The sequence below is a fragment of the Streptomyces sp. MMG1533 genome, from assembly GCF_001279775.1.
Lineage (GTDB): Bacteria > Actinomycetota > Actinomycetes > Streptomycetales > Streptomycetaceae > Streptomyces.
Genome location: NZ_LGDG01000294.1, coordinates 1 through 25,595, shown reverse-complemented (window position 1 = coordinate 25,595; position 25,595 = coordinate 1). Strand labels below are relative to the sequence as shown.

Below are 25,595 nucleotides of genomic sequence, written 5' to 3'. Positions count from 1 at the left end.
GCAAAACGCTCGGCTGGGAAACCCCAGCCGAGCGCCTGCATAAACTGCTCGCGGCCTGATCAACACGACCACGTGTTGCAACGACCCCTAGAAAGCGCCACGGGCGGGAGGGCCTTTCGCCTGGGTGGCTTACTCGGAACCGACCACTTGGGTCTGCGCCTTCATCGGGGCTGCCTCCGATATCCGGTCCGCTCCTTCTGACCCGTACGTGTCGCCGCTGTGCCGCTTGGCTCGCTGGATCTGTTCGTAGACGTGGGCGCGGAGTTCGGCGAAGCGGGTGCTGGAGCGGGTGTGCAGTTGGTCGCGCTCGTCGGGGAGGTCGATGGTGAGGTCCTCCTGCACGATCGTCGGGGACTTGGACAGGATGAGGGTGCGCTGTCCGAGGTAGACCGCTTCGTCGATGTCGTGGGTGACGAACAGGACGGTGACACCAAGTTCGCGCCACAGGTGCCGGACCAGGTCCTCCAGGTCGGCGCGCGTCTGGGCGTCGACCGCCGCGAACGGCTCGTCCATGAGCAGGACCCTGGGCTCGTACGCGACGGCGCGGGCGATGGCGACGCGCTGCTGCATCCCTCCGGACAACTGCCAGGGGTACGCCTGGTGGGCGTCACCGAGTCCGACCACCTCCAGGGCGTGGTCCACCAACTCCCGCTCCCGCCTCTTGCCGAGCTTCTTGCGGCGCAGCGGCAGGGCGACGTTGTCCCGTACGTTCATCCAGGCGAACAGGGAGCGGCCGTACTCCTGGAAGACGACCGCCATGCCGGGCGGCGGCCCGTCGACCGGTCTGCCCTCCAGGCGCACCTGGCCCTGTGTGGGGGCGAGCAGTCCCGCCATGCATTTCAGCAGCGTGGTCTTGCCGCATCCGGAGGGCCCGACCAGGCATACCAGTTCCCCGGCGCCTATGTGGAAAGTGAGGCTCCGTAGCGCCTCGACGCTGCGGTTGCGGCCGGTGTAGATCTTCTGCAGGTCTCGTACGTCGAGCATCGACGCCTCCTTCGTGCGGGTGGCCGGGCGGCGGGTCAGGGCTCGCGGCGCGCGCGGCGCAGGCCGTGGTACCAGGCGAGGGCCCGGTTCTCGGCGAACCGGAAGAGCAACGACAGGGCGAACCCGAGCAGGCCGAGCAACAGAACGCCGCTCCACATCTCGGGGATGGCGAAGGAGCGTTGGAACTGGACGATGGTGAACCCCAGTCCGTTGCTGGAGGCGAACATCTCGCTGATGACCATCAGGATGATCCCGATCGACAGGGCTTGGCGCATGCCCGTGACGATCTGTGGGCTCGCCGACCTGAGCACCAGGTGCCACAGGCGCGTGGGCCCCGTGATGCCGTAGGACCGGCAGGTGTCGCTCAGCACCTCGTCGACGGCGCGGACGCCCTCGACCGTGTTGAGCAGGATCGGCCACATGCAGCCGCTGACGATGACGATCACCTTCATGGTGTCGCCGATGCCGGCGAACAGCATGATCACCGGTACGAGCACCGGGGGCGGGATGGCACGGAAGAGTTCCAGGACCGGCTCCAGCACGTCCCTTACGACCTTGCTGGTGCCCACCACCAGGCCGAGTCCGACCCCGGCGGCCACGGCGAGGAGGTAACCGACGGTGAGCCGGAGCAGGCTGGGCAGGACGTCGGATCGGAGCCGCTCGGGCGTCCAGACCTCTGCGAACCTCCCCAGGATGGTGGAGAGCGGTGGGAGGTAGAAGTCGGTGCTGCCGGCGCTGGCGAACCACCACACGGCGAACAGCGCCCCGGGCAGGCCGCAGACGAGCAGGGTGCGCCGGAGAACGGTGAGGACGGTCATCCGTCTGTCCCTTCCCTGCGGTTCGACTGGTGCCAGTGCAGCGCCCGGCGTTCGACCGCCCGTGCCACGAGATTGATCGCGACCCCGAGCAGCCCGGTGACCAGCACCAGGGCGTACACCTGCGGCACGGCGCCGGAGGTCTGCGCGACGGCGAGTTCGTGCCCCAACCCAGGGGAGCCGATGACCAGTTCGGCGGTGACGGCCAGGACGAGAGCCACCGTGGCGGCCAGCCGTACACCCGTCATCACGTAGGGCAGCGCGGTCGGCCACATGACGTGCCGTACCCGCCCCCACCTGCCCAGCCGGTAACTGCGGGCCGTGTCGTCGGCGACGGGATCAACGTCCTGCATGCCTGCCAGCACCTGGACGAGCACCTGCCAGAAGGAGGCGTACACCACCAGAAGCAGCTTTGAGCGCAGGTCTGTTCCGTACAGGAGCACGGCGACGGGGATCAGGGCCACGGACGGGATCGGCCGGAGGAACTCGATGGTGGAGGCGGTCGCCGCACGCACCAGAGGCATGGAGCCGACGGCCACTCCGGCAACCACTCCCGCCCCGACGGCGATGGCCAGACCCACCGCCCAGCCGGTCAGGGTGTCGCCGAGGGCGGTCCAGAACGTGTCCTCGGCGAGCAGGTGCCACAGGGCACGACCGGTCTCGGACGCCGGGGGCAGGTAGTCGGCGGACACCAGTCCGACGTGTGGCAGCACTTCGAGTACGGCGACCAGGCCGGCCAGTCCGGCCAGGCCGCGCAGGGAAGCGGTGGAGACCGGGCGGCGTCGGTCCGAGGCGCTGCCGGAACCGACGGCCGACGCGGCAGCGTGCGCCATCGCAGGGGTGACGTCGTGGCGGCTCACGAGAACAGGGCGTCCAGATCGGGCTTCTTGTCGCCGAAGAGGCCGTCCTTTTCACCGAGGGAGGCCAGCTTCTCCAGGGAGGCCATGTCGACGTCCGCGGGCCAGTTGGGCAGCGTGAGCTTCTTCCCGACATCGCCGCTGATCTTGGTGTAGGTGGCGAGGATTGCACGCGCCTCGTCCGGGTGGTCGGAGGCGTACTGCAGTGACTCGGTCATGGCCTCGGCGAACTTCTTCACCAGGTCGGGATTCTGCTTCTCCACCTGGGCCGAGGTGAAGTAAGTCGCCACGGTGAGCTTCGGATCCGTCTCGGCGAACGGCGAGGCCACGACGCGGGCGCCCTGCCCCTTGGCGATCGTCATCGCGGGCTCGCCCATCCAGGCGGCGTCCACCCGTCCGCCGTCCAGTGCCGCCGGCATCTGGTCGAACGGTATCTCGACGAACTTGACCTTCGACGGGTCGCCGCCGGCCTGACGGACCGACTCGCGCACCGTCGTGTCCCCGATGTTCTGCAGGGTGTTCACGGCGACCGTGTGCCCGGCGAGGTCCTTGGCCGACTTGATCGAGCTGTCCTTCTTGACCGCCACACCGGTGACGTCGGCTCCGACCTTGCCGTTGGACGCCGCGCCGTTGGCCACGGACTTGACCGGCACCCCCTTGACCTGAGCGATCATCAGCGAGGTGGTGTTGCTGAATCCGAACTGGAACTGACCGCTGACCACACCGGGAATGATGGCGGCACCACCCTGGGCACCCACCATCTCCAGCTTGATGCCGCGGCTGCCGAAGAAGCCCTTCTTCTGTCCCAGATACAGCGGCGCCACGTCCACGATGGGGATGACGCCCACCTTCACGGTGACGGTCTTGCCCCCGCCCGAGGTGGACGACCCGCTCGATCCCGAGTCCGACGACCCGCAGCCGGCTGCGCCGGCGGTCGTGATCAGTACTGCGGCAAGCCCGAGAATGCGCCTTTGCATGGGCTCCTCCTGACGGAAGGCAAACGGGTGGATGGTGTGCGTGGCATGAACTGCCCTGCTCACCAGGCGTACTGACGACCAGTGAGACAGCGAGGCGGGAAAGGGCCACGGCTGCTCGACCACGACTCGGTACCTAATGTTGTGCACTTTCTTGACGGCGGCAATCTACACACCTACCTTCGCGCTGTCAGCACTCCGGACAAGTGAGGTTGCGACGGCCCTTCCGCCTCCCCGCCCCCACCGGGAAACCCGCCGAGCGGGCCCCGGGTGATGCCCACGGCCCGCCCCGCCCGAAAGGGAGCCACGCCCGTGAAAACCCGCACCAGAACCCGCACACTGGTCGCCCTGGCCGCTCTGCTCCTCTGCGGCCCCGTCTCCCCGGCCGCCCGGGCCGCCGACTCCCCCGCTCACATCGAGGGCACGCTGCCGTCGGGGGCCACCTATCTGATGGACGTGCCCGCTCGCTGGAACGGCACCGTCCTGCTGTACAGCCACGGCTATCGCCCGGCGGGGCCGGCCAACCCCGCCCAGAACGCCCCGGACGACGCCACCAAGTCCCTGCTGCTGGAGGCGGGTTACGCGCTCGCCGGCTCCTCGTATGCCACCACCGGCTGGGCGGTTACCGACGCGGTGCCCGACCAGCTCAGCACCCTCGACGCCTTCACCGGCCGGTTCGGCCAGGCCCGCGAGACCATCGCCTGGGGCACGTCCTACGGGGGGCTCGTCACCACCGCCATCGCCGAGCGCCACCCCGAGCGCATCCACGGATCGCTCTCGATGTGCGGCCTGGTGCAAGGCGGCGTCGCCAACTGGAACAGCACCCTCGACCCGGTCTTCGCTCTCAGGACCCTGCTCGCACCCGACTCCGGCATCCCGCTGACGGGACTCGAAAGCCAGAGCGAGGCGGCCTCGGCAGCGAAGACCCTGTCCACGACAATCACGGACGCACAGTCCACCGGCGCGGGCCGGGCCCGCATCGCCCTGGCCGCCGCGCTGCACAACATCCCCGGATGGAACAACCCCGCCCAGACCCGCCCCGGGCCCACCGACTGGGACACCCAGGAGGCCAACCAGTACCAGGGCATCCTCGGCTTGATCCTCTACCCCGCGTTCTCCTGGCGCCAGGAGGCGGAAAGCCGCGTGGGCGGCAACATGTCCTGGAACACCGGCGTCGACTACACGGCCATGCTCCACCGCTCCCCGCTCTACAAGGAGGTCACCGAGCTCTACTCCAAGGCCGGCCTGTCCCTGCGCAACGACCTCACCACACTGAACACGGCGCCCCGCATCAAGGCCGACCGAGGCGCGGTCGAGAAGATGGCTCGCACCAGCTCCTTCACCGGCCGACTGGCCAAGCCCCAGTTGGACATCCACACCACGGGCGACGGACTCATCCCCGTCCAGGCCGAAAGCGCTCTGCGGCGGGCGGTCACCGCCGCCGGCTCCGCTCCCCTGCTGCAGCAGGCCTACGTCGAGAACGCCGGCCACTGCACCTTCAGCCCCGCCGAGCAGATCGCCGCCCTGCACACCCTCGAGGACCGTATCGCCACCGGCCGCTGGAAGGCCGCCGGCCCCGACGCCCTCAATGCCCGCGCATCCGAGGCCGACCCCACCACGCCCGCCCGCTTCGTGGGCTACCGCCCGGCGTCCTACCCGCGTCCTTATGACCTCGCCCACCCCGCCGACCGCGACCGCCGCTGACCCACGGTCGCCCGCCGGGGCTCCGGCGGGCGACCGTACCCTTGTCGACGTGCACGAAGAATCCCGGCGGACCGCCGTCGACGCCCCCAGCGGACCGCAACTGCGCCCCCAGTCCCTCATGCTCGCCTTCTTCGGCAACAACGTTCTGAACGAGGGGCCCCTGTGCGTGTACTCGGGCAGCATCATCGACGTCCTCGCCCGCGCCGGAGTCGGCGAGCAGGCCGTACGCTCCACCCTCTCCCGCATGGTCAACCGCGGCCTGCTGCAACGCCAACGCGAGGGACGCCGAATGCACTTCGGCCTCACCCCGCAGGCCGCTCAGATCCTGCACGACGGAAGCAAACGCCTCTGGGACACCAGCGCCGTCAACGACGACTGGGACGGCACCTGGACCCTGCTCGGCTTCTCCCTCCCCGAGTCCTGGCAGCGCCAGCGCCACGACCTGCGGTCCCGGCTCACCTGGTCGGGCTTCGGCGCCGTGTACAGCGGCCTGTGGATCGCACCCGGTGACGTCAACGTTTCCGGCATCGTCGCCGAGCTCGGTCTCACGGCCCACGTCAAGATCTTCCATGCCACGGCCGACGACGCGACCGACGTCGGCCTGATGATCCGCGACACCTGGGACCTGGACAGCGTCGCCACCCGGTACGCCGACTTCGACAAACGCTGGACCTCCTGGCTCGACACCGGCTCCGGCGACCCGATCGGCAACCGGCTGCGCCTGATCAGCGAATGGCTCGACATCATCCGCACCGACCCGCGCCTTCCCGCCCGGCACCTCCCCGCCGGCTGGCCGGCGAGGCCGGCGCACGACACCTTCCACCGCATCGCCGAACTGACCGAAGCGCCCGCCCGCCGCATGGCCGCCGAACTGCTCGAGACCACTCCCCTGCGACCGTCCTGAGCAACTGCGCACCTTCGCGTCCACCCACACCCCAGCCGGTGAGCGCCTCGACCGGCGCCGCGCCAGGCCGCCGACGCCGTCCGGTCGCCCTGTGCCAGTGAAGGTGGGACGTGTCGAGGACTGCGCCGGACACGTCGGCCCCAGCGTCCGCAACCTCACCCGGGCCACCCGGGCCACCCGGGCCACCCGGGCGGCCACCGGCTGCGGCGCCAAGCACTTCATCGACGAACGCGTCCTGCTGGAGGCCGGACGGCTACTCGTGCACACGGACCTCGCGACGTCCGCCGTCGGAGAACGCCTCGGCTTCCCGGGGGCCACGGTGTTCACCAGGTTCTTCCGCACCCGGACCGGGGAGATTCCGGCCGCCTTCCGCGCGCGGTACCGGAACGCCCGCTCCTGATCCGGTGGGCCTGTGCTCGGGACCTTCGGCGTGGACCAGGCCTGCGATGTGGGCGGTGACCGTGTCGAGGATGTCGGCCCAGGTGGCCGCGTCGCCGAGCACGAGGTAGTTGAGGGTCAGGCCGTCGGTCATGGCGGCCAGGTAGCGGGCCAGCACGGGGACGGGGACGCGGAGTTGGAGCTGCATGTCCTGGCGGAGCTGGTCGATGAGCTCGGTGTACGCGTCGGCGTACAGCTCGTACTGGCGTCGCGCCAGGTGCTCGAACCCGGGCTGGCGCAGGGCGTACTGGGTGAGTTCGTAGGTGAGCATGTGCTCGTCGGGGTGGGCGCGGACGTGGTCCCAGTACGCCTGGAAGCCGGCGCCGACGGTCTCCTCGAGCGTGGCCCTGGGGCGCAGGGCCTCCTTCACCAGTGTCACGTAGTGGTCGGTGATCGTGGTGATGACGGACTCGATCAGGGCCTGCTTGGAGTCGAAGCAGTAGTGGAAGACGCTCAGGGACACGTCCGCCTCGGCGGCGATGGACCGGGTCGTCGTCTTGGCGACGCCGTCCCGGGCCATCGCCCTGATCGCTGCTTCCGTGAGCTGTCGGCGCCGTTCGGCCAACGGCATCCGAGCCATATGCGCGTCCTGTCCTCGTGCTCGTGGCGGGGCCGGCCGTCAGCTGCTGTGGACGCCCACCTCGTGGAGCGAGTATCCCCAGTCGGTGCCGCGGTCGAGGCCCAGTATCCGAACGTAGCGGGCGGGCGTGCCGGTGAAGCGGGCCGTGTCCAGGCCGCCGTCGCCGGAGGTCGTGGACCAGGCGGTCCGCCAGCTCGCGCCGTCGGTGGAGAGTTCGATGCGGTACGACTTCCCGTACGCGCGTTCCCAGTCGAGCGTGACGCGTCCGACGCGGTTCGTGGAGCCCAGGTCGATCTGCAGCCACTGGTCGTCGCTCCAGTCACTCGCCCAGCGGGTGTCGTCGTCGCCGTCCACGGCCCGGCCGGGCGCATAGCTGGTGAACGGGTTCGACTCCGCCGAACTGGCGGTGGCCGAGGCGCCCTTGGCGAGGTTGACCCCGGCCTGGTGCTGCTCGGAGGCTCCCCAGGTGCCAAGGTAGGACTCCGCGCCGCTCAAGAGGTCGTCGACCACGTCCTGGCCGCCGACGAGGCGGATGTCCTCGATCCAGTCCGGGACTAGGCCGTAGTGCGCGGCCCCGTCGGTGTTCAGGTCCCAGGTGCGTGAGCCGGTGGTCTGCTTGTCGATGACGGAGCCGCCGTCGACGCTCTTGAACGGATAGGTGACCTTGTTGGCGGCGTCCGCGCCGCGCGGGGCGGGGTGGTCGCCGATACCGTTGAAGTCGGTGCCGTAGCCGTACCCGACGCCGTACTTCTCCCGCAGCGCGTCCGTGCGCTTCGCCTCCGCGGCGAAGCCCTCCGAGCCGTGCATGTACTGGGCGACGAACCCGCCGAGCGAGTAGACCCGCTCGGTCCAGTTCAGGTCCATCCAGCTGTGCGAGGAGAGCACGCCGGGGTAGGAGGCGGCCTCGAACATGTCGAGCACCCGGCCGGTGGCCTTGACGCTCATGTGGTCGATCTCGAGCATCATCTTGCGTTTCATCATGCCGCGCACGGCGTACTCGCCGAGGTCGGTGAGCCCGCGGGTGTTGCACTGCGCGTCGTCGTCGTACGAGGGGACGTCCACGCCCGCCGGCAGGTCCTCCTCCGCCTCGGACGCGGCCGTGCCGATGGGGTTGTCGTGCTGGGGGCCGGTGCACTTCTCCGTCTGCCAGAAGGTGCCGGTCGACAGGAACTGCCCGACGTTGATGGCCGTTCCCAGGCCGCCCTCGTCGAAGCGGACCCCGCACAGCGCGTTGTCGAACTTGTGGCACAGGAACATGCTGCGCACGCCCAGCGCGTACAGCTCGTCGAGCCCGGCGTCGATGTCGGCCTTGCTGCACTGCGCGATGTCCAGGACCTGCTTGCAGCCGAACGGCTCGGAGGTCTCGACGCCCAGGATGACCGCCAGCTTGCCCTGCTCGATGACCTGACGGGCCTGTGCGCTGTCGGTGACGATCCGGAACCAGCCCTTGCCGGTGCCGCCGTACATCTTGTCGATGTACGCCTGGAGGTCGTACGTCAGCTTCGCCTGGAGCCGGATCGACGTCATCTCGTCGCAGCTGCGGTCCTTGAAGAAGTACACCGAGCAGATCACGCCGTTGGTGACGAGGTCGTTGACGAGGACGCGTTGCCCGCCGCGCCAGGCCCGCTCCACCCAGGCGTAGTAGTTCGCCTGATGGGTCATCGAGTCGTACGCCGGCCAGTCCGTGAACGTCGGCCAGCCGACCGGGTCGTGCTTGCCGTCACCGCCGTGGGTGATGTAGTCGAAGATCGCGAGCGTGCCGTCCGGGTAGTGCTCGGGACAGTCCTTGAGCGCGTCGGCTATGCCGGCCTCGGAGAACGTCTTGCCGCAGATGAGCCGCCCGCCGAAGGCCTCGTTGGACATCAGGTGGTTGTGCGCGTCGACGAACCCGCGCACCTCGCCTTCGGCGTTGGTGCCGGTGAACGGCGCACCGGTGACGTTGATCTGGGAGTCCGGCGCGGGCCGCGCGGTCGGGACCCACCAGTCGGTGCCGGCCGCCGAACTCGGCGTGGGGCCGAGAGCCATGGCCAGCAGGAGGATGAGCAGCGAGACGACGGTGACGTCTTTGCGTCTGCGGTACGGGCGTCCAGCCATGGTCACTGCCCACGTCCCTCGGTCGGCGGGATGGCGCGGTCGACGAGCCTGACCATCCCGGGAACCCGAAGGCTGGATTGTCATGACCGGCGCAAAGATATGCGACGAGGATCGCGACTGAGGGATTCCGAGTCAAGGGTCCGGGACAAGTGACCTGATGAAGCGATGGCGCGTGCCGAGATCGTGATCGATGCCCGCGACAGACTTGGTCACGACCAGGGGTCGCGCTCACAACTGCCGGTGGCCCCATGGCCACTGCTCGATCTGTCGGCGTGAACCGCTCGTCGCGTCACCTGAGAGCGCGTCAGTCCCCGGCAGCGCAGCGGGCGGTGAACCGCTCGGCCGCCGCCCAGAGTTCGGCTTCGCGCTGCGGGTCGTAGGACTCCTGCGACGAGCGGTCCGCACGGCCGCGGTCGACGTAGGAGCCGGTCGGCGCCTCGGTCGCGCCGAGCACGACGTCGGCGAGCCAACGGCCCGCGGCACTGCGGCTGGTGGCGAACGGGGTGAGGGCCAGCACCGGCAGGATGCGGGTCATCGCGAACCGGGAGACGGGGTCCGCGTTGCGGGCGAGGCCGGTGCCGGGGACGAAGCCCGGGTTGTAGGCGACGACCTCGACCCCGGCCGGCAGACGACGCGCGTACTCGTGCACCAGGTAGACGGCGGCCAGCTTGCTCGTGGAGTACGCGGTGCGCCCGGCGACCGTCGTGTGCGGCTCGGGGAAGGCGCCCGTGCGGGCGAGGACGTCCGGGGACTTCCAGGCCGGGCCGGGCACCATGCCGAGGTTGTGCCTGAAGTCGCCGAAGTGGGTGTCGCTGGCGGTGATCACGATCCGGGCGGGAGCGGCGAATCGGTCCTGGAGCAGACGGACGAACAGATGGTTGGCGAGCACGTTGACGGCGAAGGTGGACTCGAACCCGTCGGGGGTCTCGGTGAGCGCGTTCGTGTACTGCACACCCGCGTTGCCCACGAAACCGCGCAGCGGCGGCAGGTCGCCGCTGTCGAGCCGGTCGCGGATCTCGGTGGCGGCCGAGCCGATGCACGTGAGCGAGCCGAGGTCCGCCGGGACGTGCGAGACCAGGTGCCCTCCGGTGGCGAGTTCCGCAGCCAGTCGTGCGCCGGAGGATCGGCGGGCGACGACGAGAAGGTGCACGTCCGGCGACCGGCGCAGGAGGTGCTTCGCGGCGACGCGGCCGATCCCGCGGCTCGCGCCCGTCATCACGATGGTGTGCTGCATGGAAGGCTCCTCGACCGGTCTGCCGACGGCACCCGACTTGGGCGCGGCTCCACGTTCGCCGCCGGCGCCGACGCCAACCAGTGCCGTCCCCGTCACCAGGACCGGCAGTACCCAGGCTGAGGCGGCGCCGGGCGGCGAGAATGAACCCATGGCTTCCTCCCGCTCCGGCTTCGCCGCACTCCTGCGCGCCTGGCGCGACCGCCTCGCCCCGGCCGACGCCGGCTTCACCGTGACGGACGGCCGTCGTGCCCCGGGACTGCGCCGGGAGGAGCTGGCGCAGCTGGCCGGGCTGTCCGTCGACTACGTCCTGCGCCTGGAACAGGGACGCGCGAAGCACCCCTCGGACCAGGTCGTCGGCGCCCTCGCCCGGGCCCTTCAGCTCTCCCGCGCCGAGCGCGACCAGCTGTACCGCAGCGCCGGGCTCCTGCCACCGCAGGACGGGACGGTCAGCACCCATGTGCCCGCGGGAATCCAACGGCTTGCCTCGCGCCTGGGCGACGTCCCGATCGGGGTGTTCACCGCCGACTGGACGCTGGTGTGGTGGAACACCCCGTGGACCGCCCTGTTCGGCGACGCCGGCGTCCTTCCGGTCGCCGAACGCAACCTCGCCCGCGCCCTGTTCGGCAACGGCGTCGCCCACGACCTGATGCTGCCCGTCCGGTCCGAGCGCGGGCAGGACGCCTTCGAGGCGTCGATCGTCGCCGACCTCAAGGACGCCGCCTCCCGCTATCCCGCAGACGCCCCGCTCGACCGTCTGGTGAGGGAACTGCGAGAAGAGTCGGACGCCTTCGCCCATCACTGGGCCACGCAGACGGCCGCCGTCCAGCACACCACCGACCGCAAGACGATCCGGCATCCCGAGATCGGCGACATCCGGCTCGACTGCGACGTCCTCATCGTCCCCGGCGCGGACCTGCGCATGGTCACCTACACGGCAGCGACCGGAAGCGGCGACGCCGGGAAACTGGACCTTCTGCGCGTCACAGGTGGCCGTACCGCCACCGCGCTCCCCTGACCTGCCGGGCTGTTCGCCGGGCCGGCTGCGCGCACCCCGAGCACGACCCACCCGGCCGCGGCGCACCGCTTGTACAACGACGCGCAGAAGCGGATCGTCCAGGACTTCCCGGTGATCCGCTCTCCTACGGCAGCGGCATTCACGCCGGTACGGACCCGGTGACCGGGGTGGACGCGCTGGGGCGGAAAGCGGTCCTGCTCAATCGTCCCAGTGGGAGGCGGCGAGGACCGCGGCCGCCGCACCTGTTCCCAGTACGGCGCCGGCGACGACGTCGCCCGGGTAGTGCACGCCGGTGTGGATCCGTGAATAGCCCACCGCGCAGGCCAGCAGGCCGAGGGGAACCGTGGCGGCCGGAAACGCGGGTCCCACGGCCGCGGCGAAGGCCACGGCCGAGGCCGTGTGGCCCGAGGGGAAGGACGCGGACGCCGGCATGGGCACGTGCCGCCCCGGAAACGGCGAGTCCTCGGCGCGGTGGGGCCGTGGCCGGCGGACCAGACGCTTGCCGAGCAGGTTGGCGGTCGTCGAGGCGACGCCGATGGCGGCGAGGCCCAGAGCGGCGGCGCGGCGCGAGCGCCCCGGACGCAACGCCAGGAGCCCGGCGACCACGAAGGAGATCTTGGAGTGGTCCGCCGCCGCCGACAACTGGCGCAGGGCCGAGTCCAACGCGGGCGTCCTGGTGACCGTCACGGCCTCGTAGAGTGCCTGGTCGAGGGCGGCGAGATCACGCATCAGGCCTCGCTGGGCCCGGTGTTCCGGCGGCGGGCGGTCAAGCATTGCTCTGCTCCTGGTTCTTGCGGGACGGGAGGGGGGCGTGGCCGAGCGCGAGGCGGACCACACGCCTCCAGTCGACGGACGGGGCGACGTACGAGGCGCCGGGACGATGTCTGGGCACGCGTACACGCAGTGCGCCGGGACGCACCGTGCACACCACGGGAGGGGGCAGGGTGAGCGCTTCGCCGTCGACTGCCACCGGGATGAGCTCCGCGTCGGCCTCGACGATCACGCGACGCGACGTCAGCGCTGTGATGCTGCTGGCCCGTTCGCCGCGCAACGCCAGTTCGGCGGCCTGCGCCGCGCCCTCCACCCGGATCGCGATCACGCCGAGCGTGCCCCCGTCGAGCCGCGGTCTGCGCCCGCCGCCGAGGGGATCGGCCCGGACGTAGGGATTGTTGCTCACCAGCAACGTCTGCGGGGCGTGCAGCCGGGCTTCGTCGGTCTGGACTTCCAGGGACGTGCCGGCCTCTCCGACCAGCAGGTCCGGCAGCTGGTCGAGCGCGGTGGCCGCCTTGGCGTCCCGGTAGTCGGGGCTCTGCACTATCTCCGCGTACGTGCCGAACGAGACCGTGTTGACGAACGGCCGCCCGGCCACGTCGCCCAGGTCGACGCGGAGTTCCACGCCGTCCGAGAGGGCGTCCAGGCCGCGCGCCGGATCGTCGCGGTCCAGACCCAGGTCCATGGCCAGGTGGTTGCGGGTCCCGGCCGCCAGGACCATGAACGGCACACCGTGCTCGGCCGCCACACCTGCCACCAGGGCCTGCGTGCCGTCACCGCCCGCCACGCCGAGGAGATCCGCGCCCTCGGCGACGGCCTGTCGAGCCAGCGCCACGGGGTCCGGGTCGGCGTCGAGGTCGAGCAGTATCACCCGGGCCCCCAGGGCCTCGGCCCGCTCCACCAGCCCGTGCTGAGAGACCTTCCCGCCCCCGGACCGCGGATTCATGATCAGTACCGGGCGGCGGGGAGGCCGAGCCGAACGGGAACGTACGCCGTGCGGCTTGCGCAGGTGCCGCAACGCGCTCCTGGCACAGGCCAGCGCCGCCGCCCACGAGGCGAACGCGGTCACCGCCACCAGCCACAGGCCCGATACGGCGTACAGGACCAGGACGCCCACGAGCGCGGCCAGGGCCAACAGGGCACCGAGCAGACGCGCCGCTCCCCGGTGCGCGAGGGCCCACCAGATGCCCGCGCCGACCGAGGCGAGTCCGGCCAGGCCGAGCAGCAGGATCAACCACTGGCCGGCACCCGCGACCACTGCCGCGACGGCACCGGCGACGCACAGCATGGCGAGCCGGGCCAGGGCGCGCGCCGACCCCTCGTCTCTGTCGGAGCCGTCCGGCTCCGCCGCGCTCGTGGTTCGGGTCGCGTTCATGATGCGTCGGGCAATCCCCCGGGGTTCCGTGTTCCGCGTGCACGGTGTCATCGGTCTCCCTGCGTACTTCGGGTCCCTGCCCTGCCCCTCTCTCCATGGTCGTCACGGCCGGCCGGCTCGCATCCCGACGCCCGTGGCACCGGTGCCACGCGATCGGGCGGACCGACGCCTCCCGGATCGGATGGCCAACGATCTCATGGGACCACCGACGGCCGGGCCCCGGTCCGCGCGTGAGGTGAAGATGTTCTCGCGAGGGGTTGACGGAGGCGTGTGTGACGGTCACTTTCGATAACACTCGGGGGTGGGAGCGCTCCCATGTCGTTCCGGCACCGTCAAGGAGGACCACATGCACACGCCTGGTCGTTTATCCAGGAGGACGCTGGTCACGGCCGCCGCTGCGGGCGTCGTCGCCGCGGTCGCCTCCCCCTCGCAGGCATCCGGCGCGCGGGCCCGCTACCACACGGTGGGCCGGGTCAAGAGCGCCGGCGACGGGTGGGTGCAGTACACCTGGCCCGGCATCTACTTCGAGGGGCGGTTCCGCGGTACCGGTGTCGGCATCGTCCTCGACGACTCGGACAACGACTACGACGTCCAGATCGACGGAACTACCCTCGCCACGATGGTGACTCCAGGCCGGACCGTCTCCTGGATCGACGGCCTCCCGAACACCGAGCACGGCGTGCGGCTCGTCAAACGCACCGAGAGCCCGTGGGCCGCAGGCCGGTTCGGCGGGTTCGTCGCCGCTCCCGGAGGCGCGATCCTCCCCGGACCCCGGGCGCGGAGCCGGCAGATCGAGTTCATCGGCGACTCCTTCACCGCCGGCTACGGCAATGTCTCCGGCACGCGCGACTGTTCAGGCAACGGAGGCGTGAACCGGAACAGCAACGCCGACCTCGCCTTCGGCGCCCTCACCGCCCGAAGCCTCCATGCCGACTACCAGATCAACGCCTTCTCCGGCCGCGGCGTGGTCCGCAACTACAACGGCAGCAGCCCCGATACCGACTTCCGCACTTACTACGATCGGGCCTTGCTGCACGTCGACGGCGATGTCTGGCGGAATCCCGGCACCTGGCGGCCGCAGGTCGTCGTGGTCGGTCTGGGCATCAACGACTTCTCCACCCCGCTCAATCCCGGCGAGCGCTGGAGCACGGAGGACGAGCTGGTCGCCGCCTACGAGACGGCCTGTCAGGGCTTCCTCGACAAGCTGCGCGTCCGCTACGGCCGCAGGACCTTCATCGTGGTCAGCGCCACCCGCCTCGACAACACCACGGCGTTCGCCCGGACCGCCCTGCGCATCGTCCAGGAACGCAACCGGCAGGGCGACGACCGGGTCCGCCACTGGTACTACGACGATCCCGGCCTGGATCACCTCGGCTGCGACTGGCACCCGTCCCTCAACGACCACCGGATCATCTCCGGCCTTCTCGACGAGCACCTCGCCGGCCTTCCGCTGCGCTGGTAGCCGGACGGAGGCCGGGATCCGGGATCCGGGATCCGGGGTCCGGGATCCGTCAGCCGACAGGCGGAGTGCGGATTGCGGCGATGTCGAATTGGAGTCGCACCTTTTCACTCACCATGGCGCCGCCTTCGGCCAATTTGGTGCTGTACGTCAGACCCCATTCGGAGCGGTCGATGGTGGTGGTGCCGTCGAAGCCGACACGGTCGTAGCCGAAGGGGTCGGTGACGTGGCCTATGTAGGTGAGTTCCAGGACAACGGGACGAGTGGTGTCCCTGATGGTGAGGTCGCCGGTCATGCGGTAGACGTCGGCGTCTGCGAGCTCCACTGCGGTGCTGGTGAAACGCATGCGCGGGTAGGTCCTGGCGTCCAGGAAGTCGCGGCCCACCAGGTGGGCGTCCCGTTGTTCCACACCTGTGTCGACGCTGGCGGTGTTGATGATGATTTCCGCCTGCGAGCGGCCGGGTTCGCGGCCGTCGAAGTAGAGGCGGCTCTGGTAATCCGTAAAGGCTCCGCGCACGGTGGTCACCATGGCGTGCCGCACGGAGAACCCGATCCTGCTGTGGGCGGGGTCGATGACCCATTCCCCGCTCAGGCGCGCCCGTGCGGGATCGGGAAGGACTGCGGCGGCCGCAGCCGGTGACGCGGCGGGGTGCTTGGGAGCGGCGGACTCCGGGCGGCGGAACGGGGTGCCGCGGCTGAACAAATTCATGATTCACCTAAGTACTGCACAAATGTTGTTGTCGCAAGCCCGCATCGAGCGACTGGGCTTTCCGGAGCCGCACCGCACAACCTGCGCACCCCTTCCGCATGGTCAGCAAACGAAAACTCCACATATTCGCCATCCGCCCGCAAAGGAACAGAGGAATGGACCGACCGTATGTTGACCCACTCTTCTACGACTTCTCGGCCCAAACGTCTCGAAGACCTCTAGTCGACTCCGACGAGGGTGCGGACCTCGAAATCGTCGTAGGTTTCCGGCATTTCGGGTCGGCTCAGCACCGAGCCGAGCCAGCCGAGGAGGAAGCCGGCCGGGATGGAGACGAGGCCCGGGTTCTGCAGCGGGAACCAGGCGAAGTCGGCGGACGGGTAGAGCGAGGAGGGGGAGGAGGAGACGACGGGTGAGAAGACGACGAGCAGTACGGAGCACAGCAGGCCGCCGCAGAGACTGAGCAGGGCGCCCTGTCCGGTGAAGCGCCGCCAGAAGAGGGTGTAGACGAGTGTCGGGAGGATGGCGGATGCGGCGATGGCGAAGGCGAGGAACGCCAGGGTGGCCGTGTTGGCGCCCCAGGAGACCAGGGCGAGCAGCATGCCGAGGACACCGATGACGACCGCCGCGAGCCGGGCCACGGCCAGTTCCTCCGTCTCCTTCGCCCTGCCCTTGCGGATCACCTCGCCGTACAGGTCGTGAGCGAGGGAGGAGGCGGCGGCCAGGGTGAGGCCCGCCGCGACCGCCAGGAGTGTGACGAAGGCCAGGCAGGACAGGAGGGCGGTGAGGACACCGCCGCCCAGGTCGTGCGCCAGTAGCAGGACGGCCGCGTCTCCCTTGCGGTCGGTCTGCGCGATGGTGTCCCGGCCGACGACGGCGGTGGCGCCCAGGCCGAGAATGCCCGCCGCCAGACAGACGAGACTGACCAGGCCCATGGCCCACACCACCGAGGAACGCAGAACGCTGCCCGACTTCGGGGCGAGCAGTCGCATCATCACGTGCGGGAGTGCGGCCAGGCCGAGGACAATGGCCAACTGTAGGCTGAAGAAGTCGAGTTTGCTGGTGGTGCTGGCGCCGTAGCGGAGCCCGGGTTCCAGGAAGCGTGTTCCCGAGCCGCTGTTGTTCGCCGCGGCGGCGAGCAGGGCGTCGAAGTTCCAGTCGAAGCGGTTCAGCACCATCACCGCGGTCACGGTGACACCCGAGATCAACATCACGGCTTTGACGACCTGGATGAACGTGGCCCCGGGCATGCCTCCGATGGCGGCGTACACGATCACGATGGTGCCGATGACGACGACGCACAGGGTGCGGGTGGTGGCGCTGGGTTCGCCGGTGAACTGGGTCAGCAGGGCGACGCTGCCGACGAGTTGGGCCACCAGGTAGAGGGTGGTGATGGCGAGCGTGCAGACGGCCAGGGCCAGTCGTACGGGTCGCTGCATGCGCCTCATGCGCAGCGCGATCGTGTCACCCAGGGTGAACCTGCCCGCGTTGCGCAGGGGTTCGGCGATCAGCAGCAGGACCATCATCCAGGCCACGGCGGTGCCGCACAGGTACAGCAGTCCGTCGTACCCGGTCAGGGCGACCAGGCCGGTGCTGCCCAGGAGGGTCGCGGCCGACAGATAGTCCCCGCACATCGCCAGCCCGTTGCGCAGCGGTGTCATGGTGCGGTTGCCGAGGTAGAACTCGCTGATCTCGTCGCGTTGCGGTGCAGTCAGCAACGCGGTGAACAGGGTGACCACGACCACGGACAGGAAGAGCACGAGCGTCAGTTGCAGGCTGAAGCGGTCCACGACCGCGGCGCCGGTCGTCACCACGGGCGGTACTCCCGCGCTCCGGGGGCCACCGGCGGACGGCCCGCCGCCGCTCGCCCTCTGGCCGCGACTTCCTCCTGGTGGCGGGCGAGTCCGCGCAGGCCGCGGGCGACCGGTGTGACGCGGGTGCGCATGTGGACGAGGTACCGCCACACGATCACGGCCATCAGCACGAACTGTCCGAGGCCGAGGGCCAGTCCGACGGTGAGGTGGCCGCTCAGCGAGCGGTTCATCAGGCCGGGCACGAACCCGGACAGCAGGACGTACAGCAGGAATCCGCCGACGGCGGCGGCCGTCGCCCTCACTCCGAATCGACGGTGGGTGCGGCGGAGTGCCTGGTAGGCGGGTTCGTGGGACACCGATCGCCGTTCGGTCTGTTCGGGGGTCGTTTCCGGACGGAGCGGCGGCCCGCCGAGCCGCGTGGAGTGCCGTGGCACGATGCACCTTCTTTGCTGCTTCTCGCCGCGCACCCGACTCTTTCGAGCAGTCGACCATCCCGCTCGCAGGCGCGCGGAGGCGCACCGGAGTCATGCACTGTGCGGACTGTGTGGGGGGTTCGTGAATCTGGAATTCGTGTGATTCGAATTTCCGGCGGATTGCGGGGCCTTGTTCGGCGACCGGCCTTTACGTCGGTGGGTGACGACGGGGCCGGGAGTGGGGATTGTTGCAGCGCTCCCATTGAACTATCAACCGGCCGGGAGATTCGTTTTCCGGGCCTGACTCATTCAGGCGCTTCGGCATCACCGCTCGGTACCGCACGGCCTGCGGAAAGGGCGCCGCCGGGAATAGGTCTGCACCTTTTCTCCGGTCAGGTTGTCTCAAATTCAGCGCACAGCTTGGGTGCACAGCAGGTCGAGGGTGAGGGCCGCGGTCCAGGAGAAGCGGCGGGCTCCGCGGGCGCCGCCGGTGGTGGGGTCGACGTACTCTGCGAAGTCGGAGCGGCCCGCCTGCGACACGGCTTCCTGTCGGAGGCGTTCGGCCTCCGCGTCAGGCCGTGGGTGCGCAGTCCCCGGTGGATCAGTCAGGCCGTGTCGACGCAGGCCGGGCCGCGCCAGTAACGGTGGGGGTCGAAGGCGGGGCCGGTGAGGTCGTAGCCGGGGATCAGGTGCGTGGCCGGTGCCTTGAAGTGGGGGCCGTCGAGTGTCCCGTGCAGGCGTCTGACGATGTCCCGCGACAGGTGGGGTACGGCGAGCGGGACGAGGCCGGTGACGCTGCGTTCGTCGACGAGGGGGTGGGTGGCGAGGTCGCGGACGCGGAAGAGGCCGGACGTGTCGTCCCACAGGCGGAGGACGAGACGCCGGGCGAGCCGGGCGGCGCGTGCCGTGTGCGGTGCGCTAGCACTGTCCAGCTCGCCGGCCATCTCGGCGAGCGCCAACTCGCTGACGATCAGCAGGGCGTTGAAGCAGGGGTCCTCCACCGCGAAGCGGTGCCGTGCGTTGTGGTCGGAGTAGTCGGCGTCGCGGTAGTCGGCCGCCGGCCGGACGTAGCGGCCGTAGTCCAGGTCGGTGGGCCGGTCGGCGGGGTTGCCGTGGTCGAGGTCGGCGCGGTGGTAGGCGTCGGGCGCTGCGGGGTCGACGCGTTGCAGAGTCGATGCCAGTTGCGCGGATCAGGTCGGCGGCCTGGTCGAGATGGTTGACCATGTGGTCCTCGTACCGGTTGAGGGCTCCAGGAAGAGGGTGAGCCCTCGGCCCGCGCGCGCTCGCCGAGTTCGGTCAGGCCGGACAGCAGGACCTGGCTGTAGACGCCGAAGTCGAACCACCCGACGGGTCGTCGATGCCCCGGTCGAAGCCTGCCGTGCCCAGCCAGTCCTGCCACGCCAGGTCGTGGGAGTCCTTAATGCCCATCAGCCGCTGCTCGTCCGAGTCGACGAGGAACAGGCCGCCGAAGGACCAGAACGCCTGGCCGCCCAGGCTCGCCTCCGGTTCCTGGTCCAGCAGCAGCACCTTGCGTCCCGCCGCCGCCAGCTCCGCGGTGGCGACCAGTCCGGCGAGCCCGTGGCCGACGACTATCGCGTCCGCGTCGTAGGACGAACTCGCGGCGAAGACCGGTGTGGCCTGCGACGCGAGGGCGGCGCCCGCCAGCACGCCGCCCGCCGCCCGCCGCCGTCAGGGCACGGCGGCGGCTGATGCCCACCGGGGAGGCGGAGTCATCGCCGGGGCTGTGGCACGGCATCTGCATGGGCTGCCTTCCCGAAGAGGTGCGGGGGTACGGGAGTTGAGAGTGGGGCTGCTGAGACAGCAGAGTGTTACCGGCGGTAGCAGCGCCGTCGATTTCCCGGAAGGTCAAAGAAAGCGCTCGCTGTTACCAAAAGCAGGCCAACATCCGCTGATGACTTCCCCGCGCCCGGCCATGGTTGGGTAACGCGAAGGATCAAGCCGCGACTCGGACATACGTTCCTGTCCGTGAAATCTGAAGACACCCCCCTCAGACCCTCAGGTCTCCAGCCGACCCCCTCCGCCCGCGCACGCTTTGCCGCGTCCCGCCCCGCCCGCCGCGGCTTCCTGCGCGCCGGGCTGACCGGGGCCGCGGCCCTCGGGGCCGGCGTCACCCTGGGCGCGGCCCCCGCCTCCGCCGTGAGCCCCGCCTCCGCCGTGAGCTCCGGCACGAGCCGTCGGCCCGGCACTCCCGAAGAAGCCCTGCGGGAACTGGCGGCGGGCAACCTGCGCTGGCGCACCTACCGGGAGAAGCACCCGGACGAATCGCCCGCCGTCCGACAGAGTCTGACGTCGGGTCAGCAACCCTTCGCCGTCATCCTCGGGTGCGTCGACTCGCGGGTACCGCCGGAGCTCGTCTTCGACCAGGGCCTCGGCGATCTGCTCACCGTGCGCACCGCCGGGGAAGTCCTGGACGAGGCCGTGCTCGGCAGCGTCGCGTTCGGCGTCCTCGAACTGCAGATACCGCTGGTCCTGGTGCTGGGCCATCAGTCGTGCGGTGCCGTGCGCGCCGCCGTCGAGGCGGACACCTCCGGCGAGGAGCTGCCCGCCCATATCCAGTATCTGGCCGACCAGATAGCACCGAACATCGACCGCACCAAGGAAGGCGACGCCCGCGTCGACTCGACCATCGACGCCAACATCCGGGCCGTCCGCGCGCGGCTCGCCGCCGAGCCGGATCTCGCCGCGAGGGTCAGCGCCGGTCAACTGGCCGTCGTCGGCGCCCGCTACGAGCTGACCAACCAGCTCGTCCGCCACATCGCCTGACCACCCCACGCCGGCGCGCGGGCCTGACGGTCCGCGCGCCTTCATCGCTGGGGCGGTGACACGGCTCGGGGGTGGGAGCACGGAATTCATCAGGTCACCGGGGCGCGGTGATCGCGGCTTCGGATCCAGGTGTGGTCGGCGGTTCTGCGATGCCGATGAAGTTCCCGCCCATGGGCCGGATGCGGACCGACCACCCCAGCACCGTGAGGTCGTCCGTGAGGGTGTGGGCATCGTGGAACACCTTCACGATGCGGTACTGACTGCCGTCATCGAGTCGGCGCAGTGCCGCCGGGGCCGGCTGGTTCGTGAGGACTTCCTCGTATGCGGCTGCGTCGGGGCCGTCGTCGACGAAGATCGCTTTGCCGCCCGGAGCGAGCGCGGCGGCGACGGTGTTCCAGAAGTCGGGCAGCCGCGCCGGGGGAACGTGGGAGAGCCAGAAGGCGAAGAACACGGTGTCGTAGCGTCGTGGCGGCTGCCACTCGAACAGGTCGGCGACAACGAACCGGACGGTGGCGGATGCGGTGCGCGCGCGGGCGAGGGCCAGCACCTCGGTTGCCGCGTCGACAGCCGTCACCGAATCTGCCCGCGCGGCGAGCAGAGGGGTCCACTGGCCGGTTCCGCAGGCCAACTCCAGCACATCCCCGGCAATCGGGAGGTCGTCGACGGCCGCCAGCAATTCCTGCAGGTCTTCGTACTCTGCATAGGGCCGGTCGTATTCGGCCGCGCCCGCCCGGTAGTAAGCCAACTGCTCGGCCAGGAGAGCGTCGTCCTCCATGCAGGCTCCTCTCATCAGGGGCCGGGGCCAAGCGCGCTCGGACTCTCGACTCGGTCGACTCGGTCGGCACAGCCACTGTCGGCCTTCACCTTTGGGCAAGGTCAAGAGTCTTGAGGACCTGCACCGTCTCGCCGGGGTTCAGTCGGTGATCGCGGTGGCTTCGACCTCGACCAGACAGTCCGCGGCGAGTGCGGCGAGCGGGTTGTCGCGCACGGCCGGGTGGGACGAAGCGGCTGGGCAGTCAGACCGGCTCCGTCGAAAAACCGTTGCGGCGGCCACTCCGCCCCCGGACCCTGACCCCATGTCCTCCCTGCTGCGTCCCGCGTCGCTCGCCGACGCCCCGGTCATCGCCGATCTGCTCAACGCCATCGACCTGATCGAGATCGGCCGGGGCGAGACCGATCTGCACACGGTCGAAGCCGATCTCAAGCATCCGGAGACCGATCTCGGCCGTGACTCCTGGCTGGCCTTCGACGGGGAGCGGCTGGTGGCGTACGGGCTGCTGTGGGACGAGTCGAAGGGCGAACGCATCGACGCCGACCACTATGTGCTGCCCGATCACCAGCCGGCCGGGGAGCGGATTCTGGACGCGATGGAGGCCAGGGCTCTGGACAAGGCACGTGAGAACGGTGCCGACCGGGCTGTGGTGCATCTGCATCTCAACGTGGCGCCCACCCTGGACACCGGGCTGCTCCGCGCGCGGGGGTGGACGGTCGTACGGCGGTATCACGTGGTGCGGCGGGCGCTCAGTCCCGTGGCGGACCTCCCGCCCGAGGCGCCCGCCGGGGTGCGGGTGCGGTCCTGTGAGGCCGAGGCGGACCGGGCGCGCGTCCATGAGCTGTACCAGGCCGGGTTCGCCGAGCACTTCGACTTCCAGCCGCGCGAGTACCGCCAGTGGCTGCACGACGTCGACGCCGACGGGCTCGACTGGTCGCTGGTGTGGATCGTCAGCACCGACGGCCTCGGGGACGTGGGGTTCCTCCTCGCCCGTGACGACCGCGAGGCCATGGGCTGGATCCGCAGCATCGGCGTCCTGCGCGAGGCACGGGGGCGAGGGCTGGGCGGGTTCCTGCTGCGGCACGCGTTCGCCGCGTTCGCCGTGCGGGGACGGGACGCCGTGGGACTCGGCGTGGACACCGCCAACGCCACCGGGGCGCCCGAGTTGTACGCGCGCAACGGGATGGGCGTCCACTACGCCGTCGACACCTGGGAGGCGATCCTGAGGTGAGGCCGTCACCGGCGTCCATGCCCGCGGCATTCGCCCGACTGAGCCTCTGGAGTGGTGGGATCCCGGAGGCTGCCTGACGGTGGATCACGTCGAGGCCGGGTCGCATCAGCTGACGAAGTGGCAGCTGTCCCGGGCCGAGGCGGAAGGATGACAAATGCGCTCTTCACGCATGCTCCTGGCGGCAGCGGGAGCTGCCGCCGTCGTCGGGCTCGCCGTACCCGGCGCTCACGCGGCCGAGGGCGACTGGGACCACGAGAAGTCTTCGTCCAGTCACGAAAGCTCGTCCTACAGCAAGGACCACGACAAGCACGGCAAGCACGACGCGCCGCGCGGCGGCATGCACACCGGCGGCGGCGCGCTGACCGCGGCGGGCGACGATGAATGGAGCACCGCACGGGACCCCAAGTTCGACCCGGAGACCTACCGGAACGGCAACAACGGCACGGACGCGTACAAGAACACCAAGCACGACCCGGAGACCTACAAGGACTCGCACGCCAAGGGTCACCACGACAAGCCCCATGGCGGGATGCACACCGGAGGCGGCGCCCTTGCCTCGCCCGGTGTGACCGCCGGCGGGCTGGCGGTCCTCGCGGTCGCCGGCACCGGTCTGTACGCGGCGCGCCGCAACAGGCCGGCCGGAAGCATGGCCTGACCCATGCCGGACGCGATAGCGGCCGAGGCCGCCACTCTTGCGCCGGGTGGCGGCCCGACCGGCGTTCCCCTCTCCCCCGTCCCCTGCGTTGCCGTGGCCGAGTGAGGCCCCGGCACATCCCCGCGAAGCCCGTGGTGCACCGGCGAAGCCGGGACCGAGACGGTGATGTCCGCAAAGGCAGGTTCCCGGGTGGGCTCCGGGCAGGACCAGCGCGACAAGGGGGGTGCCGTGGGCTGGCGCTGACGCCCCACGCAGGGCCGCTTGTCACGCCGTGACGAACCGGCGCCGCCCGGCACTCACCTCAGGCAAACGCACCGCCGATCCGCCCGGTCCTCCCCCTGGCCGCTGCCATATTCGAAGGCGACTTCGGAGGTGGCTGTGACGACAGAGGTGACGACACCCGAGGCGGCGGAGGCAGCGTGCCCACCCGACCGCACCGTCGACCGTGTCGCCGAACTGGAACGCCGCCGGTCGGCGGCGACGGCACCGGGCGGGCCGAGAAGACGTGGGGAGTTCGGCGCCCGGGAACGGATCGAGCGACTGCTGGACTCCGGGTCCTTCACCGAGACCGGGCAGTTCGTCCGGGCCCGCTTCGCCGAGGGCGGAGGGCCTCGGCCTTACGGGGACGGTGTGGTCACCGGGCACGGCACGGTCGACGGCCGTCCGGTGTGCGTGTTCGCCCAGGACTCCACCGTCTTCGGCGGCAGCATGGGCGAGGCCTTCGGTGAGAAGACCGTCGCCCTGATGGACCTCGCGCTGAAGACCGGCTGCCCGGTCGTCGGGCTCAACGACTCCGGAGGCGCCCGTATCCAGGAGGGCGTCGCCTCCCTCGCTCTCTACGCCGAGCTGGTGCGCCGCAATGTGCAGGCGTCCGGGGTGATCCCGCAGATCTCGGTCGTGCTCGGGCCGTGCGCGGGCGGGGCCGCGTACTCGCCGGCCATCACCGACTTCACGGTGATGGTGGACGGCGCCTCGCACATGTTCGTCACCGGGCCCGACGTCATCGAGGCCGTGACCGGCGAGCGCACCACCGCCGAGGAGCTGGGCGGCGCGCATGCCAGCAACGCCGTCAACGGCAACGCGCACTTCCTCGCCGCCGACGAGGGCGACGCCCTGGAGACCGTACGGGAACTGCTGTCGTACCTGCCCGCGAACAATCTCGAACGGCCGCCGGACTACGCCCCGGGAAACGCGCCCGCCGCGGACCGGCTCGACGGGATCGTCCCGGACCGGCTCGGACAGGTCTACGACATGCGCGACATCCTGCGGGCGGTCGTGGACGACGGTGAGCTTCTCGACGTGCAGGAGCTGTTCGCGCCGAACATCATCTGTGCTCTGGCGCGGGTCGAGGGACGGTCGGTCGGGGTGGTCGCCAACCAGCCGCTGCATGCGGCCGGTGTGCTCGACATCGACGCCTCCGAGAAGGCCGCGCGCTTCGTGCGGTTCTGCGACGCGTTCGGCATCCCGCTGCTGACCTTCGCCGATGTGCCGGGCTATCTCTCCGGCGTGCGGCAGGAACGGGGCGGGATCATCCGGCGGGGCGCCAAGCTGTTGTACGCCTATGCCGAGGCGTCCGTTCCGAAGGTGACCGTGGTGGTGCGCAAGGCGTACGGCGGCGGGTACGCCGTGATGGGCTCCAAGCATCTGGGCGCCGACGTGAACCTCGCCTGGCCCACCGCCCGTATCGCCGTCATGGGCGCGGAGGGTGCGGTGGAGGTGCTGCACCGGCGTGAACTCGCCGCCGCGGACGACCCCGAGGCGCTGCGCGCCCGTCTCGTCGCCACGTACGAGAGCACGTACGGCACTCCCTATCTCGCCGCCGAACGCGGATACGTCGACGCGGTCATCGCCCCGCGCGAGACCCGCGCCCAGGTGTGCCGCGCCCTGCGCGCGCTGCGGGGCAAGCGGGCGCCGATGCCGCAGCGGCGGCACGGCAACATCCCGCTCTGAGCCCTCCCCCTGCAGCCCGTCCGACCGTGCAACACCTCCGCCCCGCACTCGCGCGGCGTGCACCGC

General features: G+C 70.3%; 21 protein-coding genes and 4 pseudogenes. 9 read left to right on the top strand and 16 right to left on the bottom strand.

Annotation, left to right across the window (positions count from 1 at the left end; translation table 11 throughout):
• Window positions 1-129: 129 nt before the first annotated feature.
• Genes ADK57_RS46485 through ADK57_RS46470 form a run of 4 tightly spaced genes read right to left on the bottom strand, consistent with a single transcriptional unit; the run spans window position 130 to window position 3,633 of the window.
• Window positions 130-984 (bottom strand): ABC transporter ATP-binding protein, encoded by an 855-nt coding sequence (locus ADK57_RS46485; RefSeq protein WP_053755856.1) that lies wholly within the window; start codon window positions 982-984, stop codon window positions 130-132.
• A gap of 35 nt (window positions 985-1,019) precedes the next feature.
• Window positions 1,020-1,802, bottom strand: a complete 783-nt coding sequence (locus ADK57_RS46480; protein WP_053755855.1) for an ABC transporter permease — start codon at window positions 1,800-1,802, stop codon at window positions 1,020-1,022.
• Window positions 1,799-2,632: an ABC transporter permease gene (locus tag ADK57_RS46475; RefSeq protein ID WP_078973708.1), complete on the bottom strand. Its 834-nt coding sequence runs from the start codon at window positions 2,630-2,632 to the stop codon at window positions 1,799-1,801. Before ADK57_RS46475 ends, ADK57_RS46480 begins: the two co-directional genes overlap by 4 nt.
• A gap of 23 nt (window positions 2,633-2,655) precedes the next feature.
• Window positions 2,656-3,633 carry an ABC transporter substrate-binding protein gene (locus tag ADK57_RS46470; RefSeq protein ID WP_053755854.1) on the bottom strand — a complete coding sequence of 326 codons (978 nt, stop codon included), beginning with the start codon at window positions 3,631-3,633 and terminating at the stop codon, window positions 2,656-2,658.
• 270 nt (window positions 3,634-3,903) lie between these two features.
• Here ADK57_RS46470 and ADK57_RS46465 point away from each other — a divergent pair, with 270 nt between their 5' ends.
• From ADK57_RS46465 to ADK57_RS48650, 3 genes are all read left to right on the top strand, one after another.
• Window positions 3,904-5,334 carry an alpha/beta hydrolase family protein gene (locus ADK57_RS46465; protein WP_053755853.1) on the top strand — a complete coding sequence of 477 codons (1,431 nt, stop codon included), beginning with the start codon at window positions 3,904-3,906 and terminating at the stop codon, window positions 5,332-5,334.
• A gap of 49 nt (window positions 5,335-5,383) precedes the next feature.
• The gene (locus tag ADK57_RS46460; protein ID WP_053755860.1) at window positions 5,384-6,238 is read left to right on the top strand and encodes a PaaX family transcriptional regulator C-terminal domain-containing protein; all 855 of its coding nucleotides are present in this window, start codon (window positions 5,384-5,386) and stop codon (window positions 6,236-6,238) included.
• A gap of 91 nt (window positions 6,239-6,329) precedes the next feature.
• Window positions 6,330-6,638 carry a helix-turn-helix domain-containing protein gene (locus tag ADK57_RS48650; RefSeq protein WP_078973706.1) on the top strand — a complete coding sequence of 103 codons (309 nt, stop codon included), beginning with the start codon at window positions 6,330-6,332 and terminating at the stop codon, window positions 6,636-6,638.
• Window positions 6,639-6,662: 24 nt separating this feature from the next.
• Here ADK57_RS48650 and ADK57_RS46455 read toward each other — a convergent pair.
• The 3 genes and pseudogenes from ADK57_RS46455 to ADK57_RS46445 form a co-directional block, all read right to left on the bottom strand.
• Window positions 6,663-7,256, bottom strand: a pseudogene (locus tag ADK57_RS46455) (TetR/AcrR family transcriptional regulator); the annotation flags it as partial.
• Window positions 7,257-7,295: 39 nt separating this feature from the next.
• Entirely contained in the window at window positions 7,296-9,350 is a 2,055-nt protein-coding gene (locus ADK57_RS46450) for a discoidin domain-containing protein (RefSeq protein ID WP_053755859.1), read from the bottom strand.
• Between the two features lie 304 nt (window positions 9,351-9,654).
• The gene (locus ADK57_RS46445) at window positions 9,655-10,584 is read right to left on the bottom strand and encodes an SDR family NAD(P)-dependent oxidoreductase (protein ID WP_053755858.1); all 930 of its coding nucleotides are present in this window, start codon (window positions 10,582-10,584) and stop codon (window positions 9,655-9,657) included.
• Window positions 10,585-10,732: 148 nt separating this feature from the next.
• On the opposite strand from ADK57_RS46445, the gene ADK57_RS46440 reads away from it, so the two are divergent.
• On the top strand, window positions 10,733-11,599 hold the full coding sequence (locus tag ADK57_RS46440) for a helix-turn-helix transcriptional regulator (protein WP_053755852.1): 867 nt from the start codon (window positions 10,733-10,735) through the stop codon (window positions 11,597-11,599).
• 198 nt (window positions 11,600-11,797) lie between these two features.
• On the opposite strand, the gene ADK57_RS46435 is transcribed toward ADK57_RS46440, so the two are convergent.
• Complete coding sequence (locus ADK57_RS46435) at window positions 11,798-12,373, bottom strand: phosphatase PAP2 family protein (protein ID WP_053755851.1); 576 nt, start codon at window positions 12,371-12,373, stop codon at window positions 11,798-11,800.
• Window positions 12,366-13,745, bottom strand: coding sequence for a diacylglycerol/lipid kinase family protein (locus ADK57_RS46430; protein ID WP_053755850.1), 1,380 nt, complete (start codon window positions 13,743-13,745; stop codon window positions 12,366-12,368). Before ADK57_RS46430 ends, ADK57_RS46435 begins: the two co-directional genes overlap by 8 nt.
• A 346-nt stretch (window positions 13,746-14,091) precedes the next feature.
• Here ADK57_RS46430 and ADK57_RS46425 point away from each other — a divergent pair, with 346 nt between their 5' ends.
• Complete coding sequence (locus ADK57_RS46425) at window positions 14,092-15,207, top strand: SGNH/GDSL hydrolase family protein (RefSeq protein WP_199830826.1); 1,116 nt, start codon at window positions 14,092-14,094, stop codon at window positions 15,205-15,207.
• Window positions 15,208-15,256: 49 nt separating this feature from the next.
• Here the strand turns inward: ADK57_RS46425 and ADK57_RS46420 are convergent, their stop codons facing one another.
• From ADK57_RS46420 to ADK57_RS46400, 6 genes and pseudogenes are all read right to left on the bottom strand, one after another.
• Complete coding sequence (locus ADK57_RS46420) at window positions 15,257-15,913, bottom strand: YceI family protein (protein WP_053755849.1); 657 nt, start codon at window positions 15,911-15,913, stop codon at window positions 15,257-15,259.
• A gap of 218 nt (window positions 15,914-16,131) precedes the next feature.
• Window positions 16,132-17,724 carry a cation acetate symporter gene (locus ADK57_RS46415; RefSeq protein WP_053755848.1) on the bottom strand — a complete coding sequence of 531 codons (1,593 nt, stop codon included), beginning with the start codon at window positions 17,722-17,724 and terminating at the stop codon, window positions 16,132-16,134.
• The gene (locus ADK57_RS46410) at window positions 17,718-18,158 is read right to left on the bottom strand and encodes a DUF485 domain-containing protein (protein WP_053755847.1); all 441 of its coding nucleotides are present in this window, start codon (window positions 18,156-18,158) and stop codon (window positions 17,718-17,720) included. The genes ADK57_RS46415 and ADK57_RS46410 overlap by 7 nt, the downstream gene beginning before the upstream one ends.
• Before the next feature lie 387 nt (window positions 18,159-18,545).
• A pseudogene (locus ADK57_RS52730) lies at window positions 18,546-19,306 on the bottom strand (MGH1-like glycoside hydrolase domain-containing protein).
• Window positions 19,305-19,455: pseudogene (locus ADK57_RS52725) on the bottom strand (sugar phosphate isomerase/epimerase); the annotation flags it as partial. The pseudogenes ADK57_RS52725 and ADK57_RS52730, both read right to left, overlap by 2 nt.
• Before the next feature lie 23 nt (window positions 19,456-19,478).
• A pseudogene (locus tag ADK57_RS46400) lies at window positions 19,479-19,893 on the bottom strand (FAD-binding protein); the annotation flags it as partial.
• Window positions 19,894-20,123: 230 nt separating this feature from the next.
• On the opposite strand from ADK57_RS46400, the gene ADK57_RS46395 reads away from it, so the two are divergent.
• On the top strand, window positions 20,124-20,921 hold the full coding sequence (locus tag ADK57_RS46395; RefSeq protein WP_053755844.1) for a carbonic anhydrase: 798 nt from the start codon (window positions 20,124-20,126) through the stop codon (window positions 20,919-20,921).
• A 94-nt stretch (window positions 20,922-21,015) separates the two neighbouring features.
• On the opposite strand, the gene ADK57_RS46390 is transcribed toward ADK57_RS46395, so the two are convergent.
• Window positions 21,016-21,696, bottom strand: a complete 681-nt coding sequence (locus ADK57_RS46390) for a class I SAM-dependent methyltransferase (RefSeq protein ID WP_053755843.1) — start codon at window positions 21,694-21,696, stop codon at window positions 21,016-21,018.
• A 301-nt stretch (window positions 21,697-21,997) separates the two neighbouring features.
• On the opposite strand from ADK57_RS46390, the gene ADK57_RS46385 reads away from it, so the two are divergent.
• The 3 genes from ADK57_RS46385 to ADK57_RS46375 all read left to right on the top strand — a co-directional run bounded on the left by ADK57_RS46385 (window position 21,998) and on the right by ADK57_RS46375 (window position 25,529).
• A complete protein-coding gene (locus tag ADK57_RS46385; protein ID WP_053755842.1) occupies window positions 21,998-22,924 on the top strand; it encodes a GNAT family N-acetyltransferase in 927 nt (308 codons plus the stop codon).
• A gap of 154 nt (window positions 22,925-23,078) precedes the next feature.
• On the top strand, window positions 23,079-23,579 hold the full coding sequence (locus ADK57_RS46380; protein WP_053755841.1) for a hypothetical protein: 501 nt from the start codon (window positions 23,079-23,081) through the stop codon (window positions 23,577-23,579).
• Between the two features lie 372 nt (window positions 23,580-23,951).
• A complete protein-coding gene (locus ADK57_RS46375; RefSeq protein ID WP_078973703.1) occupies window positions 23,952-25,529 on the top strand; it encodes an acyl-CoA carboxylase subunit beta in 1,578 nt (525 codons plus the stop codon).
• Window positions 25,530-25,595 lie beyond the last annotated feature (66 nt).